General features: G+C 43.0%; 17 protein-coding genes, 2 rRNA genes and 4 pseudogenes. 12 read left to right on the top strand and 11 right to left on the bottom strand.

Annotated elements, in window-relative coordinates:
* The 3 genes from ACGF49_RS15530 to ACGF49_RS15520 form a co-directional block, all read left to right on the top strand.
* A 23S ribosomal RNA gene (locus ACGF49_RS15530) occupies window positions 1-152 on the top strand; the annotation flags it as partial.
* Between the two features lie 149 nt (window positions 153-301).
* A 5S ribosomal RNA gene (rrf, locus tag ACGF49_RS15525) occupies window positions 302-417 on the top strand.
* Between the two features lie 123 nt (window positions 418-540).
* Window positions 541-690, top strand: coding sequence for a hypothetical protein (locus ACGF49_RS15520; RefSeq protein WP_387491744.1), 150 nt, complete (start codon window positions 541-543; stop codon window positions 688-690).
* Window positions 691-723: 33 nt separating this feature from the next.
* On the opposite strand, the gene ACGF49_RS15515 is transcribed toward ACGF49_RS15520, so the two are convergent.
* The 4 genes from ACGF49_RS15515 to acs all read right to left on the bottom strand — a co-directional run bounded on the left by ACGF49_RS15515 (window position 724) and on the right by acs (window position 5,342).
* A complete protein-coding gene (locus tag ACGF49_RS15515) occupies window positions 724-981 on the bottom strand; it encodes a sulfatase-like hydrolase/transferase (protein ID WP_387491740.1) in 258 nt (85 codons plus the stop codon).
* A 384-nt stretch (window positions 982-1,365) separates the two neighbouring features.
* Entirely contained in the window at window positions 1,366-3,015 is a 1,650-nt protein-coding gene (actP, locus tag ACGF49_RS15510; RefSeq protein ID WP_113042724.1) for a cation/acetate symporter ActP, read from the bottom strand.
* Entirely contained in the window at window positions 3,012-3,323 is a 312-nt protein-coding gene (locus tag ACGF49_RS15505; protein ID WP_112878428.1) for a DUF485 domain-containing protein, read from the bottom strand. Before ACGF49_RS15505 ends, actP begins: the two co-directional genes overlap by 4 nt.
* Window positions 3,324-3,386: 63 nt before the next feature.
* Window positions 3,387-5,342 (bottom strand): acetate--CoA ligase, encoded by a 1,956-nt coding sequence (gene acs, locus ACGF49_RS15500; protein WP_113042726.1) that lies wholly within the window; start codon window positions 5,340-5,342, stop codon window positions 3,387-3,389.
* A 373-nt stretch (window positions 5,343-5,715) separates the two neighbouring features.
* Here acs and sodA point away from each other — a divergent pair, with 373 nt between their 5' ends.
* Both sodA and yiiM read left to right on the top strand, forming a co-directional pair.
* Window positions 5,716-6,342: a superoxide dismutase [Mn] gene (gene sodA, locus ACGF49_RS15495; protein WP_112878426.1), complete on the top strand. Its 627-nt coding sequence runs from the start codon at window positions 5,716-5,718 to the stop codon at window positions 6,340-6,342.
* 118 nt (window positions 6,343-6,460) lie between these two features.
* A complete protein-coding gene (yiiM, locus tag ACGF49_RS15490) occupies window positions 6,461-7,132 on the top strand; it encodes a 6-hydroxyaminopurine reductase (RefSeq protein WP_112878425.1) in 672 nt (223 codons plus the stop codon).
* 52 nt (window positions 7,133-7,184) lie between these two features.
* Here yiiM and ACGF49_RS15485 read toward each other — a convergent pair.
* Window positions 7,185-7,385, bottom strand: a pseudogene (locus tag ACGF49_RS15485) (recombinase family protein); the annotation flags it as partial.
* Between the two features lie 191 nt (window positions 7,386-7,576).
* Here ACGF49_RS15485 and ACGF49_RS15480 point away from each other — a divergent pair.
* Complete coding sequence (locus ACGF49_RS15480; protein ID WP_113042729.1) at window positions 7,577-8,158, top strand: RNA polymerase factor sigma-70; 582 nt, start codon at window positions 7,577-7,579, stop codon at window positions 8,156-8,158.
* Window position 8,159: 1 nt separating this feature from the next.
* Window positions 8,160-8,360 (top strand): hypothetical protein, encoded by a 201-nt coding sequence (locus ACGF49_RS15475; RefSeq protein ID WP_112878422.1) that lies wholly within the window; start codon window positions 8,160-8,162, stop codon window positions 8,358-8,360.
* A gap of 6 nt (window positions 8,361-8,366) precedes the next feature.
* On the opposite strand, the gene ACGF49_RS15470 is transcribed toward ACGF49_RS15475, so the two are convergent.
* The 4 genes from ACGF49_RS15470 to ACGF49_RS15455 are packed head-to-tail and all read right to left on the bottom strand — an operon-like array spanning window position 8,367 to window position 10,810.
* Entirely contained in the window at window positions 8,367-8,846 is a 480-nt protein-coding gene (locus ACGF49_RS15470) for a DoxX family protein (RefSeq protein ID WP_112878431.1), read from the bottom strand.
* 1 nt (window position 8,847) lies between these two features.
* Window positions 8,848-9,597 (bottom strand): DUF2063 domain-containing protein, encoded by a 750-nt coding sequence (locus ACGF49_RS15465; RefSeq protein ID WP_113042731.1) that lies wholly within the window; start codon window positions 9,595-9,597, stop codon window positions 8,848-8,850.
* Window positions 9,566-10,489 carry a DUF692 domain-containing protein gene (locus ACGF49_RS15460; protein WP_113042733.1) on the bottom strand — a complete coding sequence of 308 codons (924 nt, stop codon included), beginning with the start codon at window positions 10,487-10,489 and terminating at the stop codon, window positions 9,566-9,568. Before ACGF49_RS15460 ends, ACGF49_RS15465 begins: the two co-directional genes overlap by 32 nt.
* A gap of 27 nt (window positions 10,490-10,516) precedes the next feature.
* On the bottom strand, window positions 10,517-10,810 hold the full coding sequence (locus tag ACGF49_RS15455; RefSeq protein ID WP_113042734.1) for a DUF2282 domain-containing protein: 294 nt from the start codon (window positions 10,808-10,810) through the stop codon (window positions 10,517-10,519).
* A 466-nt stretch (window positions 10,811-11,276) separates the two neighbouring features.
* Between ACGF49_RS15455 and ACGF49_RS15450 the strand changes: the two are divergent.
* The 5 genes and pseudogenes from ACGF49_RS15450 to ACGF49_RS15430 all read left to right on the top strand — a co-directional run.
* Window positions 11,277-11,432: pseudogene (locus ACGF49_RS15450) on the top strand (SUMF1/EgtB/PvdO family nonheme iron enzyme); the annotation flags it as partial.
* A gap of 61 nt (window positions 11,433-11,493) precedes the next feature.
* Complete coding sequence (locus ACGF49_RS15445) at window positions 11,494-11,859, top strand: formylglycine-generating enzyme family protein (protein WP_262405152.1); 366 nt, start codon at window positions 11,494-11,496, stop codon at window positions 11,857-11,859.
* 38 nt (window positions 11,860-11,897) lie between these two features.
* Window positions 11,898-13,091, top strand: a complete 1,194-nt coding sequence (locus ACGF49_RS15440; protein ID WP_113042736.1) for an IS4 family transposase — start codon at window positions 11,898-11,900, stop codon at window positions 13,089-13,091.
* A 189-nt stretch (window positions 13,092-13,280) separates the two neighbouring features.
* A pseudogene (locus ACGF49_RS15435) lies at window positions 13,281-13,589 on the top strand (formylglycine-generating enzyme family protein); the annotation flags it as partial.
* Window positions 13,590-13,593: 4 nt separating this feature from the next.
* Window positions 13,594-13,969, top strand: a pseudogene (locus ACGF49_RS15430) (Tn3 family transposase); the annotation flags it as partial.
* Between the two features lie 60 nt (window positions 13,970-14,029).
* On the opposite strand, the gene ACGF49_RS15425 reads toward ACGF49_RS15430, so the two are convergent.
* Window positions 14,030-14,911, bottom strand: coding sequence for a hypothetical protein (locus ACGF49_RS15425; protein WP_113042738.1), 882 nt, complete (start codon window positions 14,909-14,911; stop codon window positions 14,030-14,032).
* A 137-nt stretch (window positions 14,912-15,048) separates the two neighbouring features.
* Entirely contained in the window at window positions 15,049-16,773 is a 1,725-nt protein-coding gene (locus ACGF49_RS15420) for an AMP-binding protein (RefSeq protein ID WP_158536568.1), read from the bottom strand.
* Between the last annotated feature and the right edge of the window lie 10 nt (window positions 16,774-16,783).

The raw sequence follows: 16,783 nt of genomic DNA, 5'->3' as shown, positions 1-16,783 counted from the left end.
GCATCTAAGCGGGAAACTTGCCTTGAGATGAGTCTTCCCTTGACTTGAGGTCACGGAAGGAACGTTTAAGACGAAGACGTGGATAGGCTGGGTGTGTAAGCGCAGCGATGCATTGAGCTGACCAGTACTAATGAACCGAGAGGCTTAACCTTACAACACCGAAGGTGTTTTGGCGCTCAGAAGACAGCGGGCAGAAGCCGGGTGTCAGAAGAGAGTAGAGAGACGATTTTCAGCTTGTTGAACAGATTGAAGCGGGTGGTTGCGGAAGAAGAGACGCGCCGCCTGGAATAAACCGAATATGCCTGGCGGCGATAGCGCGGCGGTCCCACCTGACCCCATGCCGAACTCAGCAGTGAAACGCCGTAGCGCCGATGGTAGTGTGGGGTCTCCCCATGTGAGAGTAGGGAACTGCCAGGCTTTAAATACCGTAGAAACCCTCAGCGAGCGCTGAGGGTTTTTGCGTTTTTAAGGGATATCCTATGGATTTCAAGATGCATCGCGACGGTAAGGGAGCGAATCCTCGGGGGCATAGCGAACGATGTGACCGGGATGAGTGCGTGCCGCCAACAAAGAGGCAACTTGAAAGATAACTGGTATATTAAGTTTTTATTATCATCGATCACCGTTAGCTCTTTCTGTGATTTGAAACAATTGCTTAATGGTGAACGGCAGTTTTCTGGAGATTTATGATAAATACCTAGCCAATCGCTGATAAGGTAATAATTATCTGAAGTTGAGAAAGGGGTGTTTATTATACCAGATAAATAAGGGGATATTATAAGCCTTTTTTCGAGGATGACTAACTCCGTGGTTATAACGGATGTCACTGTTTTTATCTAAACGTTGTAATCCATGATCTGAAAAATAGAGAATAAATGCTTTATAATCTTTGATTTTATTAATAATTTTCTCTATTAGCTGATCTGTATAAACTATTGAGCTGTCATAGCAATTATCATCTTCGTTCGATGAGAAAGACATCAGTTTATTTTCGGGAAATTGGTTACAGCCGACATTCCGCACCGCATTCGTAATTTGCTGTTTTAATTAAGAATTAACAAGTGAATGAATTTTATACAAACAATTTGAAATCAGTATATTACAGATATAGCTGCGGAATGACAGTTACAGGATGGCTCATGATTGCCATAGATATGCATAATAATAAATTTCTTACCTTTCTATTTGAGTAATCGGCCATTTATTTCTCATACAGATTAATAATTTAATTAATAAATTGAAATGAAAGAGTTAATCATTAACCTAGGATTAAAATAAGAGGTTAACTTGTGAAATAGCTCTGAATTCAGGCGGCTTCTAATGAAAATACCTCTCCCGAAGGAGAGGCTGGACATAAAAACGTAATTAGTGTGTTTTTCCTTGTGCGATATCAAGTCCTGTTTGTGATCGAATAAACTGGATTCTAAATTGTTCTCTTTCCTGCATACCTTGTTGTGAATTATCGGTGATAGAAAATAGCCATGAACCAATAAAAGCGATAATCATTGAGAATAATGCGGGATATTCATAAGGATAGATTGGTTTCTCATGACCGAGAATGCTGACCCAAATTGTTGGACCGAGAATCATTAAAACTACTGCTGTAATTAATCCTAGCCAACCTCCGGTTAACGCACCACGGGTAGTGAGTTTACGCCAGTACATAGACAAAAGAATGGTTGGGAAGTTACAGCTTGCAGCAATAGAAAATGCTAATCCAACCATGAAAGCTATGTTCTGGTTCTCAAATAGAATACCTAATCCGATTGTGATAAACCCAAGTATCACAACTGTTATTTTTGATACTCTCAGTTCATCTCGTTCATTGGCTTTACCGCGTTTAATGGCGTTTGCATATAGGTCATGTGATACTGCTGATGCACCAGCCAGCGTTAGCCCCGCAACAACGGCTAGAATTGTGGCAAAGGCGACAGCAGAGATAAAACCCAGAAACAAGTTGCCTCCAACTGCACTAGCGAGGTGAACGGCTGCCATGTTAGTACCACCGATGAGTGTGCCGGTAGCATCTTTAAAGGAAGGGTTTGGACTAACCAGTAAAATAGCACCGAAGCCGATGATAAAAGTCAGAATGTAAAAATAACCAATAAAGCCAGTAGCGTAGAAAACGCTCTTTCGGGCCTCTTTTGCATCACTTACAGTAAAGAAACGCATGATAATATGAGGTAAACCAGCGGTACCAAACATCAATGCCAAACCAAGAGAAAGTGCGGATATTGGGTCAGATACCAACCCTCCTGGACTCATGATGGCTTCACCTCTTGAGTGGACAGCAATGGCTTCTTTGAACAACGTATTGAAATTGAAGTTTACTATTTTCATGACCATAAGGGCCATAAAGGTGGCACCAGCTAGTAATAGGATAGCTTTGATAATTTGTACCCAGGTCGTTGCTAGCATACCGCCAAACAAAACATAAAGTACCATCAGGATACCAACCAATACGACCGCTACATGGTAATTGAGCCCAAAAAGCAATTCGATAAGTTTGCCTGCGCCAACCATCTGAGCAATAAGATAAAGGGCGACAACAAACAGCGAGCCAATTGCAGATAACGTACGGATTGGGCGTTGCTGTAACCGGTAAGAAGCGACATCGGCAAAAGTATAGCGTCCAAGGTTTCTTAATCTTTCGGCAATCAGAAATAGGATAATAGGCCAGCCAATCAAGAAGCCGATAGAATAAATTAGTCCATCATAACCAGACGTATAGACTAAAGCGGAAATGCCGAGGAATGATGCTGCGGACATAAAATCTCCCGCAATTGCCATTCCATTTTGGAAACCAGTAATACGTCCCCCCGCCGTGTAGTAATCAGTACGGGAGCGTGTTTTTTTTGAGGCCCAGTAAGTGATATAGAGTGTAAAACCAACAAACAGGACAAACATGATAATGGCCTGAATGTTGATAGGTTGCCTTTCTCCAGTTTCAGAGATTGCGTTAGCCCAGGTGAGATGAGGAAATAGCACTATTGCTAATAACAGGAACTTTTTCATTTCTTTACCTCACAGAGAATTTGTGAGGTAAGGTGATCAAACTCGCTATTGGCTCTGATTACATATAAGCCGGTTAAGATGAATGAAATAACAATTAAACCAATACCAACCGGTATTCCACGGGTAATACTGGAATCATTATAAAGGGGAGTACCTAACCATTCTGGGGCAAATGCAATGAGAAAAATAAAACCGACATACAGAATTAATGTGATTATTGATAGCAACCATGCAAAACGTCCCCGCTTTTCAACCAATTCTTTGAAACGCGGGTTATTCTCGATCCCTTGGTAAATGTCGTCATTCATCGGAGTATATCCTCTTATATTTATTATATTTTGATTACAGCCGCCATAAGGCGGCATGATCTGTCACGAAATACTCATTGTTTGTTTTTCTTCTAACAATTTTTCTACTACTCCTGGATCTGCTAGTGTTGAAATGTCTCCTAGATTGTTGGTATCGCCGGAGGCTATTTTGCGCAGGATACGACGCATAATTTTTCCTGAACGGGTTTTTGGTAAGGAGTCTGTCCAGTGTAGGATATCTGGTGTAGCAATCGGACCGATTTCTTTACGTACCCAATTACGGACTTCTGTATAGAGTTCTGGAGAGGGTTCTTCACCGTGATTTAAGGTGACATAGGCATAAATTGCCTGCCCTTTAATATTATGTGGGGTACCTACGACAGCAGCTTCTGCAATTTTAGGATGAGAGACCAAAGCAGATTCAATTTCAGCAGTACCTAGACGGTGGCCGGAAATATTCAGCACATCATCAACACGGCCAGTTATCCAATAGTAGCCATCTTCATCACGGCGTGCGCCATCACCACTAAAATACATTCCCTTAAAGATAGAGAAATAGGTTTGTTCGAAACGGTCATGATCGCCAAATAGTGAGCGTGCTTGTCCTGGCCAGGAATCGGTAATAACCAGGTTTCCTTCACAAACACCTTCTAGTAGTTCACCAAGATTATCAACCAATGCGGGCTGAACACCGAAGAAAGGTAGCGTTGCGGAACCTGCTTTTAGTTCGGTTGCGCCTGGCAGTGGTGTGATCATGAAGCCACCAGTTTCTGTTTGCCACCAAGTATCAACAATCGGGCATTTGCTGTTACCAATTTTCTGGTAATACCATTCCCAAGCTTCCGGGTTAATCGGTTCGCCAACTGATCCCATAATACGCAGAGAAGTACGTTTCGTTCCTTCAATAGCTTTGTCACCTTCTGCCATCAGGGCACGAATCGCTGTGGGTGCTGTATACAGGATATTTACCTGATGTTTATCAATAACCTGACTTAGACGGTTAACCGCAGGATAGTTTGGTACACCTTCAAACATTAGGGTAATAGCGCCACAGGAAAGGGGGCCGTAGAGCAGGTAGCTATGTCCGGTAACCCATCCCACATCGGCTGTGCACCAATAAACTTCCCCCGGCTGATAATCGAATACATATTTAAATGTTAGAGATGCATATACAAGGTAACCTCCAGTGGTGTGCAGTACCCCTTTGGGTTTACCGGTAGAGCCTGAGGTATAGAGAATAAACAGTGGGTCTTCTGCATTTATCTCTTCAACTGGACAGTCAGCACTCGCGTCTGCTACCAATTCATGCCACCAAAGGTCGCGGCCAGATTGCCAGTGACCAATATTTCCAGTACGTTTAAAAACGATCACATTGGATACATTGACAACGGCTGCATTATTTAATGCGTCATCAACATTCTTTTTCAGGGGGATTGTACGTCCTGCTCTCAATCCTTCATCGGCGGTAATGACCAATTTGGTGTTTGAATCGATGATACGCCCGGATACAGCATCAGGAGAAAAACCTGCGAAAATAACAGAGTGAATAGCACCAATGCGGGCACATGCTAACATGGCAACCGCTGCTTCTGGCACCATCGGCATGTAAATAGCAACAACATCGCCTTTTTTAATACCCATATTTTTCAATACATTGGAAAACTGACATACATCATGGTGTAGTTCACGATAGGTTATTGCTTTGGATTCTGTTGGATCATCACCTTCCCAGATAATAGCGGTTTGCTCACCACGTTCTTTTAGATGACGATCGAGACAATTTGCGCTTAAGTTTAGTGTTCCATCTTCAAACCAGCGGATATTGATATGTCCAGGATCAAAAGAGGTATTCTTTACCTTGGTGTAAGGCTTAATCCAGTCAACAATTTTTCCTTTTTCACCCCAGAACCTGTCGGGATCTTGCAACGATAATTGGTAGTCTTGTTGATATTGTTGCTCATTCATCAGGGCATGTTCTGCAATGGCGATAGGAATAGGGTGCTTCATTATTTTGGTCATATAATATTCTCCTTACGAATGTTAATATTATGTCAAATCAAAGTTAACTAAAGTGTAAAGAGAATTTTTGTTTTTTTTTTGCGCGGAAGATCACGCAATAAAAAGAATATTTTTCACGTGATTGTCATTTAGTGTGGCGGGTTTATTTAGGTTTAATTGCTAATCAAAAATAGTAATTCAAAATCCTAATCCAATAATAATGTTTAATATAGACAAATTGACTGATAAGTCACTGAAACACAGTTGTATGATAAAACCATAATGAGAATATGGTGTTGATAAGCATTTCCAATAATATTTAATTAACTATAATGATCACGTTGTTCACAAGGTGTGGACTTTGAACCATTCTTATATGACTGGAGTACATGATATGAGCTATTCATTACCTTCTCTTCCTTATTCTTATGAAGCTCTGGAACCTCATTTTGATAAGCAGACGATGGAAATCCACCATACCAAGCATCATCAGACTTACGTTAATAATACCAATAGCGCCCTGGAAGCCTTCCCTGAGCTGGCAGGACTGGATATTGATGATCTGATTCAGCAATTAGATAAGATACCTGCTGATAAACGTACTTTTGTTCGTAATAATGCTGGTGGGCACGCTAACCATAGCTTGTTTTGGAAAGGTCTGAAATTAGGCACAACTCTGCAAGGTCCATTAAAAGAAGCTATTGAACGCGATTTCGGTAGTATAGATTCTTTTAAAGAGAAATTTGAGCAGGCAGCGGCTACCCGCTTTGGTTCTGGTTGGGCGTGGCTAGTACTGAAAGATGATGGCAAACTGGCGGTTGTATCGACTGCTAACCAAGATAGCCCATTAATGGGTGAAGCGATTTCTGGTGCATCTGGTTATCCGATTATTGGTCTGGATGTTTGGGAACATGCTTATTACTTACAGTACCAAAACCGTCGTCCTGACTATATTAAAGCATTCTGGAGCGTTGTTAACTGGGATGAAGCAGCGATACGTTATCAGGAAAAAGTGAAATAACTTTCTGAATAATTTGTCTTTTCTGCTATGCCGGCTGATATGACTGCCGGCATTTTTATTGGTTGAATGTTGGTTTATGATGGTGATGTCAGACTGATTTCAATAAGGAAAGTGAATTATGTATTGTCCGCAGGTATATACGGGTAAAATTGAAATATCAGGAAAACTTTCTGCCAGCGCAATTAACAAACGGATGGTTGATGGTAGCCTGCGTCTGACTTCTCTAGGATTAGAAGGTGATGAACAGGCCGAAACCCGTTTCCATGGTGGCCCTGATCGTGCGCTTTGCCATTATCCCCGTGAACACTACGATTTCTGGAAACATCAATTTCCTGATCAGGAAGATTTCTTTATTGCTCCCGCGTTTGGCGAAAATATTTCCACAACGGGGTTGACTGAAGAAAATGTTTGTATCGGTGATATTTTCAGTTGGGGAGAGGCCATGCTTCAGGTAACTCAGCCTCGTTCGCCTTGTTACAAACTCAATTCTCATTCCGGTATTAGTAATTTTTCTGCCATTATGCAGGGGAGTGGCCGCTGTGGTTGGCTTTACCGAATTATTGCAGCGGGAAATGTTAGCCCGGATGAGCCTTTTGTTCTTGTTTCCCGTAATAGTGATGTTTTGGTTAAAGAAGCGGTAGCGATTGCTTTTAATATGCCATTTGATGAAGAGCAATATCGTCGGTTGATGAGTGCCGCTGGGTTATCTGCCAGTTGGAGCCTGACTATGCAAAAGCGGGTGATGTTTGGAAAGATTGAGGATTTTAACCGTAGGTTGTTCGGGAAATAATAAAATGTGCACGTGGTGAACGTGCACATTAGCATTGACATTACTTCCTACTTCCTACTTTCAGATGTTCAATCACCACTCGTTGTTGTTCCTCATTAAGTACCGAACGGCGTCCCATGTGTTTTCCTACTGCTTTAGCTCGTGCAATACCAGAATGAGTGCGCTCTATTAGTAAGTCTTGTTTAAACTCTGCCATTGCAGCTATTATCTGCATGGTCACTCTCTCGGCAGAACTGGTCAGATTTACTTCTCCATGACGCTATGAAGTTGAACGAAAAATAGGTGGCGCTGGGGAAAAGACACGTCCCCTGCTGTACAAAAAACAGATTTAATTTAGAATTGTCCCCGTTCCCCAAACGGTCCCTAAGTCATGTGAGTGAATTTAAACGATTCCGCCAGTAATACCCGGTTATCCCGAATAATCCTGTTGAGATAGAAACTAAGATGTCCGATATCAATAATCTGCTGCGGGATCCGCAGTTTTTTTCCATGCTGCATAAACAGATGTTGCAGTTTGCCAGCTTGCAGTTGAATGATTTTCATCAGGCGGAAGATGTTGTCCAAGAGGCTCTGGAAGGGGCGATGAAGAATGCCGCTTCTTTTGCCGGACGAGCTGCCTGGAAGAGCTGGGTGTTTACGATCCTGCGCAACAAAATCTCGGACGCCTTGCGTATGCGTTATCGGCACAGCAGCGTGCAACTGACTGATGATGTTGATGAGCAAAATTTCGAAGCGCTGTTTGATGAGTCTGGTCACTGGCCACGAAACGAGCATCCTCAGCGCTGGCATTTACCGGATGAGGCAGCCGAGCAGGAGCAATTTTGGACGGTTTTCGAGCTTTGTCTGACACAGTTGCCAACGCAAAACGCACGGGCGTTTATGATGCGCGAATTTATTGGTCTTGAGACTCAGGAGATCTGTCAGGAGATGGCGCTCTCTGTCAGCAACCTGAATGTGATGCTCTGGCGTGCGCGTATGCGTTTACGAGAATGTTTGTCACAACGCTGGTTTTCCCAGGAGGATTAATATGCTTAGTTGTTACCAAGCTACACGCCTGATGTCTCAGGCGCTAGATGAAAAAATCGTGCTTTCTCAACATGTTCAGCTAATGCTGCATTTGAAAATATGCGACGGGTGCCGAAACTTCAGACAACAGCTTGCCGACCTGCGCACTATCACTTCCGCATTCGCTCGTGGCGAAAATGAGAATCAAAATAAAGTAACGTAGGGAGGATCAGGTACGATGGCGGTAAATCAGGCGATCAAGCGAAAACCTCCCACCGCCATAAGTCACCAGATACAACTGAGCCGTCAGCCAGGTAGCGTGAACAGGCCAGGCATCCGGATAAACAAATATCTGAATCACCAGCGTCATCACCATTAATGCTAGCGCGGAGAAACGTGTCGCTAATCCGACAATCAGCAGCAGCGGAAACAAGTGTTCTGCGGTCGCGGCCATGACGGCAGCAACATCGGGTGGCAGCAGAGGAAGTTTGTACTCGCTGGTAAAGAGTGACACGGAGCTATCGGTAACGCGCGGAATCCCTAATTGCCAGGGTGTGCGTGTCTCCAGAATATCTATGTTTAATCCCACCACTTTGCTTTGACCTGACAGCCAGAATGTTGCGGCAAGGCTAATGCGCGCCAGAAGGGGAATAACACTTTCCTGCGCAATGTGTTGTCCTTTTAACGCTAACATTTTGAGTAATGCCATTTTAGCGCTCCGTGTTGCTGTATAGAGAAAGGATCAGTCCATAGTGCTGCATGCGTTGTAAAACCGACTGAGGTTCAAAAGTTGCATCCTCTCCGGCGGCGATCTCTAAGGCTTCGGTAAGACATCGACCGGACTGGAGCATGGTAATAAACTGCATTTCCGCACGGCTGAGCAACATTATTCGTACGTCGTCGTCAACGCGGCACAGTAGCATATGTTCCGGCTGGAATGGGTTCAGCAGCATCTCGTTTTCACTTTGTTGGTGTGAGGCCCATAGGCTGAAGACGGCATAATCCGAACTGAAGAGCCGTACCGAAGGATGGAGCACCATCAGCAACTGTGCGGGATCGTCAACGGGGGCCGCTTCTGCCGTCTGTTCGGCAGGGTCTGCTGCATGCAGTGATTCGATAAACAACATTTCCAGCCGGGTGAGATCGCTCAGCCAAGGCCAGTCTGCCAACGGCTGAAATGTCGCAATCCAGTCCGGCAATTGTGCGCCATAGTTTGCCAAAACAGGAGAGGGTGGCGGTTGTTGACGTATAAACTCCGCCGCCATCGCACGAAAAAAGCACTCTCCGAGCTGGGCGAGAAGGACAGGGCAGTTTTCGGCCAGTGCGTCGATCAGAGACGCCATGACATTATTACGATAAACCGCAAAACGTACCGCTGGATCGCTATCGTTCCAGACTGTCAGTCCCTCTGGTACTGTGAGGTCGGGGTCAAGAAGTGCTTGATACAGTTGTTGTTGCATTTTTCGTGCTCTCCGTAATGTAACGCTGGGCATGGCCGGCTTCGTTTAGTAACACGTCTAATGGTGGGATATTGCTGTCCCATTCGATCAGGGTGGCGATCGGCCCTGTTTCACTCAGGGTCTCGTTATAAAGATCCCAGACAGGCTCGGTCACATGACTGTCGTGTGAATCAATCAACAGCAGGTCGTTTGCCCCATCGCGGCTTTCCGTATAGCCTGCCAGATGAATTTCACCGACACGGTGAAGTGGCAGTTCGAATAGCATCTGCTGTGGACAGCGATTATGGTTGACGCCACTAATATAGAGATTGTTCACATCCAGCAGTAGTCCGCATCCGGTGCGGCGTATCACCTCGGAGATAAAGTCAGTCTCGCTCATGGTTGAGGCACTGAACTCGATGTAAGTAGATGGGTTTTCCAGCAGAATGGGGCGACGCAGCGCATTTTGTACCTGATCGATGTGTTCGCAGACCCGCGTCAGCGTGACGTCGGTATAAGGCAGCGGTAGCAGATCATTGAGAAATAGATCGTTGTGCGTCGACCAGGCAAGGTGTTCAGAAAAAACGGCTGGCTGGTAGCGTTCAACCAGCGCAGCAACACGTTGTAAATAAGTCTGATTCAGAGGACTTTCTCCTCCGATGGACATGCCCACACCATGAATAGAGAGCGGATAATCTTGGCGAATGGCGGTTAGTGCTTGATGAAACGGACCTCCCACAACCAAATAATTTTCCGCGTGAATTTCAAAAAAACCAATGTCGGGTTTATCGCGCAGGATAGCGCGAAAATGCTCCGGCTTTAACCCGATCCCTGCTCTGGTCGGAAGCCTATTTAGCATGAGACAGTCAGGAGCATCACGAGAGACGCTATGTGAGGGTAAAGAAATTGTCATCGTATGAGCTCCTGCCTGATGCCAGAATTACGCTTCTTTAAATGCGTCCAGTTGACCAAAACCAGTTGGGGAGGTCGGAGACTTCATTTTTACGCAGGAACCCGCCGGTACCATTTTCCAGGCATTACCCTGATAATCCTTTTTTGAGGTACCAGCACAGGTGGTGCCTGCACCTGCTTTACAGTCGTTTTTCCCTTTCAGAGAAACGCCATAGCATTTCTCCATTTTGCTGCCGGAATCCGCCATTGCTGAAGTGCCTACCGTAATCAGTGCGCTGCCTAAAGCCAAGGCCAGTAATGCTTTTGTCGTTTGTTTAGTCATAGAACGTTCCTTTTATATTGGTGTAGAAGGTGAATTACTGCTTCGCTGAAACGAGCATTTGCTTCACTCGATTAGTCGCACCGCACATCAATTTCTTACAGTGAATATGAGAAAAAAATGATTTTTTTATAGTTAACTGATTTTTAATGACTTATTTTTGTGAATCAGATATTGGTCTGTACAAGAAAAGTGATGGAATGCTCACATCCACAGCCGTATGTCAGGGCTGTGTCGACAGGATAGGCTGGTAACCCTCTCGCTAGCCGAATTTTTCCCTACCGAACGACGGTCAGCGAGATCGTTTAAGGTGGACTGATTGCTTACTGTCTTAAATGGAAGAAGCCGTCACTGAAAGTTTTCTACTCAGAAGAAGATTTTTCAATGACGGCTTAAACAGAATTTGGGTTATATTAGCTTAGTAGAACTCAACAAGGGATTTTACGGCAGTGGTTTCAGACACCTTTAACTTAGCTTTGTTGAAGGTGGTGATTTTTACGTTGGTAGTGTATTTGGTACTCAAAATTATGAATCTCATTCTAATGTTAAATTAAATTCTTTTTATATCATGAAGAATGAAGTTACTTATTCAGAATATAAAGAGGTATATGAATGGGCTATATTAAATAGCGTTTCATAATTCTGCTACACATGGCCTTCTTCAACCCATTGTTATATATGGAATTATGAGTGGTATAAGATGTAGTGCTATTTTAGAATCTTATTTAAATGGTTATGATTTTGATGATGGATGTAATGGGGCATATTATGAAGATTGTCTTTCCCCTGAACAGGATGAAGGCAGGCACCCTGTGACGAATATTAAATGGCTAGATACCGTTCTTTTTTCAAATGCATTAAGTGAGAAATTAAAACTCACTCCAGTATATTTTCAAAAAGGAAATAAAATTATTAGAAAAAAAGACAAAAGCTTAGAGGTTTTTATAAATACAAAGGCTAATGGCTATCGTTTACCTACCTTAAACGAATGGCATGTTGCAGCAAGGGGGCTGAGGAATCCCCAGAAAATAGACAGGCATAGCGTTGTGTGATCTACTGATTGTTCCACCAAGTCAATAAGGTCACTGCTATGCCTGCACGTAAAGTATGTCACAACTTCTTCAAAGATGCCTTAGCACCGTTTCATAAATATCGCCAGAATGCATTAATCGATGCCACTATGGCTTTGATTAATGGCGCTTCTCTTACGCTAACCAGTATTGGACGTTTTTTGCCCGGACAGGCTCAGGTCAAAAACAAGATAAAAAGGGTTGATCGCCTGTTAGGAAACACCGCTCTTCACAACGATATTCCTGCGATTTTTAATAATATTACTGCCATGATAACTCGTCAGTTGCCTCTTTGTGTTATTGCTGTGGACTGGAGCGGTTATCCATCGCAGGAGTATCATGTGCTTCGTGCCAGCCTTCTTTGCGACGGTCGGGCAATGCCGTTATTGAGTTGGGTTGTATCCTCGGAAAAACAAAATAACACCTTAATACAAAATCAGTTTCTTGATTCCCTCGCTAAAGCCGTCTCTTCCGATGCCAGAGTCATCATCGTCACAGACGCAGGATTTAAGAGTCCATGGTTTCGACATATTGCCTCATTAGGCTGGGATTTTATTGGGCGGATCAGGAATAACGTTCAATTTCACCTGGCAGATAGTCCTGAAATATGGCTGAAACTCTCTGACTGTCCCGGAACAATAACGCCGAAATACATGGGGGCGGGAACGCTGGTCAAAGAAAAGAAAAACCGTATTAATGGTCATTTTTATACATACAAGAAATTACCTAAAGGGCGGAAAAGTAAACGTTCAAAAGGCAGGCCAATGTATACTAAAACAGACAACGAGTATCGGCAGTCAGCAAAAGAAGCCTGGCTTATTTTCAGTAGTATAGATGATTTAAAGCCACGGGAGATCATCAAGTTAGACAGTCGTCGCATGCAGATAGAGCAAAACTTCCGCGATGAAAAAAGTGAGCGTTTCGGATTTGGTCTTCGTGCCAGCCACAGTCGCTCTGCGGGTAGAATGCGGGTACTGAGCTTACTGGCAACCCTGAGCACAATCGTCCTGTGGCTGATTGGTTATCACGTGGAGAATAAGGGATTACATCTGAGATATCAGGCCAACAGTATCAAATCACGGCGGGTCATCTCATATCTGACGTTAGCGGAGAACGTCTTACGACACTCCCCACTGATTTTAAAGCAAATATCACTGAATGATGCTCTTAACCACTTAACAAGAATCTACCGAAATATGGTGCTGGTTTATTAGCACCGATTTGTGGGGATCCCTCAGAGCAAGGGGGGGAAAACCTGCCTTACGATTAGGAAGATATGGATACTATCCGACATTCCGCACCGCATTCATAATTTGTTGTTTTAATTAAGAATTAATAAATGCATAAATTTTATACAAACGATTTTAAATCAGTATATTACAGATATAGCTGCGGAATGACAGTACTATCACTCTGGGAGCAATGATTCTAAGAAGGTGGCGTGGTATCCAGAGTTTAATACAAGTAATTTTGGAACACAGGTTGTAGGTAAATTATCTCCAAACGACTTAGGTTTATACGATATGAGTGGAAATGTTTCTGAATGGGTCTATGATAGTTATGAGCTTGGTAAAGTTAAATTGTATTATTTTTGTGGTGGAAGTTATCTTTCCCATTCAAACAGCTTGTCCAATTGTGATAACCATAGTTCAGGATACGTGATGCCAGATGTTGGGTTTAGATTAGTTAGGAGTTATTTAAATGAAAAGTAAATTTTACCTCTTGGATTCACATAATAAGCGAAACGTACACCGTTCCCAGAATCGGGTTGAGCCTTATCACCAGTTACGATCAGCCGTTGCCAGAGTGGGTGGAAAGAAGGAATTAACCGGAAAAACTGACATTGAAATCGAAATCAGCAACCAGTGCGGCCGATTGATCGCCAATGCGATCATTTATTACAACTCGGCCATCCTGTCACGATTGCAGCAGAAGTTTGAAGCACAGGGTAATACCAAAGCGCTTGAAGTGCTCATCCGGATATCACCGGTAGCTTGGTGGCACATTTTGCTGAAATGGCCATTACACTTTTCAAAGCAGCAATAAACTCATTGATCTGGATGAGCTTATCGCAGATCTGAAGTTAGGGTGATGGAAAAATCTGGGATTCTGGCTTACTTCCCCTATTAAAGCACAGCAGGGTCAAGAAAGACTATACGTTGAAGCATTGTTCACTTTTCTGAAATATACTTTTTCGAATAACCGCTCGCGGTTTACACATTATGGGATTAGAGTCATCATAACTAATAAGACAATGCTGGGAATCCATCATTTTTTCCGAAACTTCATCTAAAAAACAGTATAAGCTATCACTCAAGTTGCCGGATTCATAAGGGGATATAACATAGTCATAAACAGATAATACTAAGTTATTAATCATTGCTAAATCATTAATAAGAATTCGAGCTACTTCCTTTAATACATCATTATGGTCATCAACGTTATTAATGCCACGGTACATATTAAAATCCAGTTCTCCTTTTCTCAATCTATTCCAGACCAAATAGACAGGTTGGGAGTGTGTTTTATCGACATCAAAAAAATTAAAGCGTTCAGAAATACCATTATAGTCAAGTATTGCTTGGTTTATGGACGGATCACCCAAAATCCACTCTTTTCTATCAAAGCACCAATATTCAATCAATATTTGTTCAGGAAATATATCTTCGATAAAGTAAGTGCAATATGCATACCTCATTCTCGATGGAATTTTTTTATACCGCATAATATCAAGTGCAACAATTGATATGGTCAAGCAGTGACCGATCAGCTTATTTTCAAAAGAAATCGGACTCATTAGTGACGTAACATCAGCTTGATACAATCTCTCAAGTATAATATTAGGTTGACTTATATCAATATCTCGATATCTTTCAGGGCTTATCCGATATTTATTTATACCTTTATAATGCTCTACTATATTTCTTGCAGTTTTAAATATCTCATCGAGAGAATCCGGAATTTCTTCATAAAAATAATCATAATTGGTTTTCAATCGATTAGTATATAATCTTTTAATATGTTCAGATATCAAAATTATCACCTTATTTATAAAACAATTTCTTAACGAACAATAAAATGTAGCCTTGGATTCACATATTAAGATGCTGCAATGGTTCGAGTCGCCGTAAACACCATAAAAGCGGTAAAGATTACCAAGGAGGGTAACAATTACGCGGATTCAAGCTCAGCGATAAGTGTCTGGAAAGATGGTCGTTCGAAGAGTTCATGTAACTCTAAGTTGGGGTAAAGGTCGAGCATATCGATATGAAGAGAGATAGCTTGCATGGACGTTAACCCTTGTTCAAAAAAGTTGTCGTCCTTTGACATCAGAGTGATATCCAAGTATCGACCCAAGATCTTACCCGCCGGATGGGAAGAGAGTTCGGGGCACAGCCCCGCAGGAGCAGTGTCGACGCCTGATGCGGGTTTCGTCAGTTGCACTAAGCTCATCGCTTCAAGCGTGTTTGAGTCCACTTTACCGCTCAGTGTGTAAGGCAGTTTTGGGGTAGTGAAAATATGATGAGGGATCAAGTAGTAGCTCAATTTAGACTCTAGCTCTGACCTTAGCATCGTCTCCGTTATATGAGAGCATTCAACCCATCCGATCAATTTTGAAGAGTCTAAACTTTCGTCATTAATTTGAATTACAGCGGAGCCAGTGACACCCTCTATCGATTCAAAGGCATCCGTTATTTCACTAGGTTCAATTCGATGTCCATTATTCTTAATGAATCCCCCATCCCTATGGAGAAAATTGACAATTCCCTCATCATCAACATACCCAATGTCATCTGTATCGTATAGCGTTTGGATCTGCCCGCCGATGCACACCTCAATGAATTTTCTCGCTGTAAGTTCAGGGTTATTAAAATAGCCCATAGACAAACCGTCTCCACCAATATGAATGCGTCCCAACTCTCCTGATTTACACATTTGTTGCTGCTCATTCAATACTAACAGCTGGGTATGACGTATCGGTTGCCCAATACGCATATCACCAGCTTGTTTAATTACATGCGCGCTGGACCATACCGTTGTTTCTGTCGGACCATAGACGTTGCACAGCCAGTCACTTTTTTCAAATAGTAAAGAGGACAATTGTTGCGACAACGCTTCTCCCCCTACCAGAACGTTTTGGAAGCGCCAACTCTTATCCAGATAAGCCAGAAGCCCTTTAAACATAGAAGGCGTGGCTTGATAGACTGAAGGAGACCAGTGTATCAATTGACTCGCCACCTGCTGCGGTGAAGCAATCTGGTTATCCGCCAGTAAGATCAACGTCCCGCCGCTAGACAGAGGGGCCGCATATTCCAGGAAGAAAATATCAAATGAGATTGAGGTTGAAGATAACCAAGTGTGTTCTGGCTTAGATTCCAGCAACGAGCAAAAATACTCAATTAAGTTGGAACACCCAACATGACTGACCATCACTCCTTTAGGCTCTCCTGTCGAGCCTGACGTATAGATACGGTAGGCCTCTTTAGATGGACGCGCCATCGTTTCTCCATCAAACTGCGAGCCAGCATTCAGGATCTCAGTAACACAATACGTTTTCTGACATGCACTCTTCTGCACATTACTGATGTACAAATAACGAGATTGAGAGAGGATGTGGTTTATTTTCTCTTTGGCCGTTCTGGGATCAACGGGGATATAAGGTATACCAAGATAATGACACGCCAAAATTGTTGCTATGAGCGACTCATTTCTCTGCAAACAGAGCACTATACCCTCCACATCGTCACTCATTGCAGTATGAATACCCACAGCAATACGTTTTGCCATTTGATGCAGCTGAGAATAGGTCATTGAATGGTTTGCTGTAATGAGTGCAATGTTGTTAGGCAACATTTCCGCAGAGGACTCAAATTTTTGAATAAATGTAGAATTCATCATCCCTCCG

It is taken from the genome of Photorhabdus sp. RM96S (genome assembly GCF_042879335.1).
Lineage (GTDB): Bacteria > Pseudomonadota > Gammaproteobacteria > Enterobacterales > Enterobacteriaceae > Photorhabdus > Photorhabdus kayaii.
Note: the sequence above shows the minus strand (reverse complement) of the source record. Positions and strands in the feature narration are given on the sequence as shown.

Bases quoted from the DNA above. Each gene is read 5' to 3' on its own strand.
- ACGF49_RS15475 (WP_112878422.1), top strand. From the start codon at position 8,160: ATGCTTAGTTGTTACCAAGCTACACGCCTGATGTCTCAGGCGCTAGAT.
- ACGF49_RS15440 (WP_113042736.1), top strand. From the start codon at position 11,898: ATGCCTGCACGTAAAGTATGTCACAACTTCTTCAAAGATGCCTTAGCA.
- ACGF49_RS15470 (WP_112878431.1), bottom strand. From the start codon at position 8,846: ATGGCATTACTCAAAATGTTAGCGTTAAAAGGACAACACATTGCGCAG.
- ACGF49_RS15460 (WP_113042733.1), bottom strand. From the start codon at position 10,489: ATGACAATTTCTTTACCCTCACATAGCGTCTCTCGTGATGCTCCTGAC.
- ACGF49_RS15445 (WP_262405152.1), top strand. From the start codon at position 11,494: ATGAGTGGTATAAGATGTAGTGCTATTTTAGAATCTTATTTAAATGGT.
- acs (WP_113042726.1), bottom strand. From the start codon at position 5,342: ATGACCAAAATAATGAAGCACCCTATTCCTATCGCCATTGCAGAACAT.
- sodA (WP_112878426.1), top strand. From the start codon at position 5,716: ATGAGCTATTCATTACCTTCTCTTCCTTATTCTTATGAAGCTCTGGAA.
- actP (WP_113042724.1), bottom strand. From the start codon at position 3,015: ATGAAAAAGTTCCTGTTATTAGCAATAGTGCTATTTCCTCATCTCACC.
- ACGF49_RS15455 (WP_113042734.1), bottom strand. From the start codon at position 10,810: ATGACTAAACAAACGACAAAAGCATTACTGGCCTTGGCTTTAGGCAGC.
- ACGF49_RS15480 (WP_113042729.1), top strand. From the start codon at position 7,577: ATGTCCGATATCAATAATCTGCTGCGGGATCCGCAGTTTTTTTCCATG.
- ACGF49_RS15505 (WP_112878428.1), bottom strand. From the start codon at position 3,323: ATGAATGACGACATTTACCAAGGGATCGAGAATAACCCGCGTTTCAAA.
- ACGF49_RS15465 (WP_113042731.1), bottom strand. From the start codon at position 9,597: ATGCAACAACAACTGTATCAAGCACTTCTTGACCCCGACCTCACAGTA.
- ACGF49_RS15420 (WP_158536568.1), bottom strand. From the start codon at position 16,773: ATGAATTCTACATTTATTCAAAAATTTGAGTCCTCTGCGGAAATGTTG.
- yiiM (WP_112878425.1), top strand. From the start codon at position 6,461: ATGTATTGTCCGCAGGTATATACGGGTAAAATTGAAATATCAGGAAAA.
- ACGF49_RS15515 (WP_387491740.1), bottom strand. From the start codon at position 981: ATGTCTTTCTCATCGAACGAAGATGATAATTGCTATGACAGCTCAATA.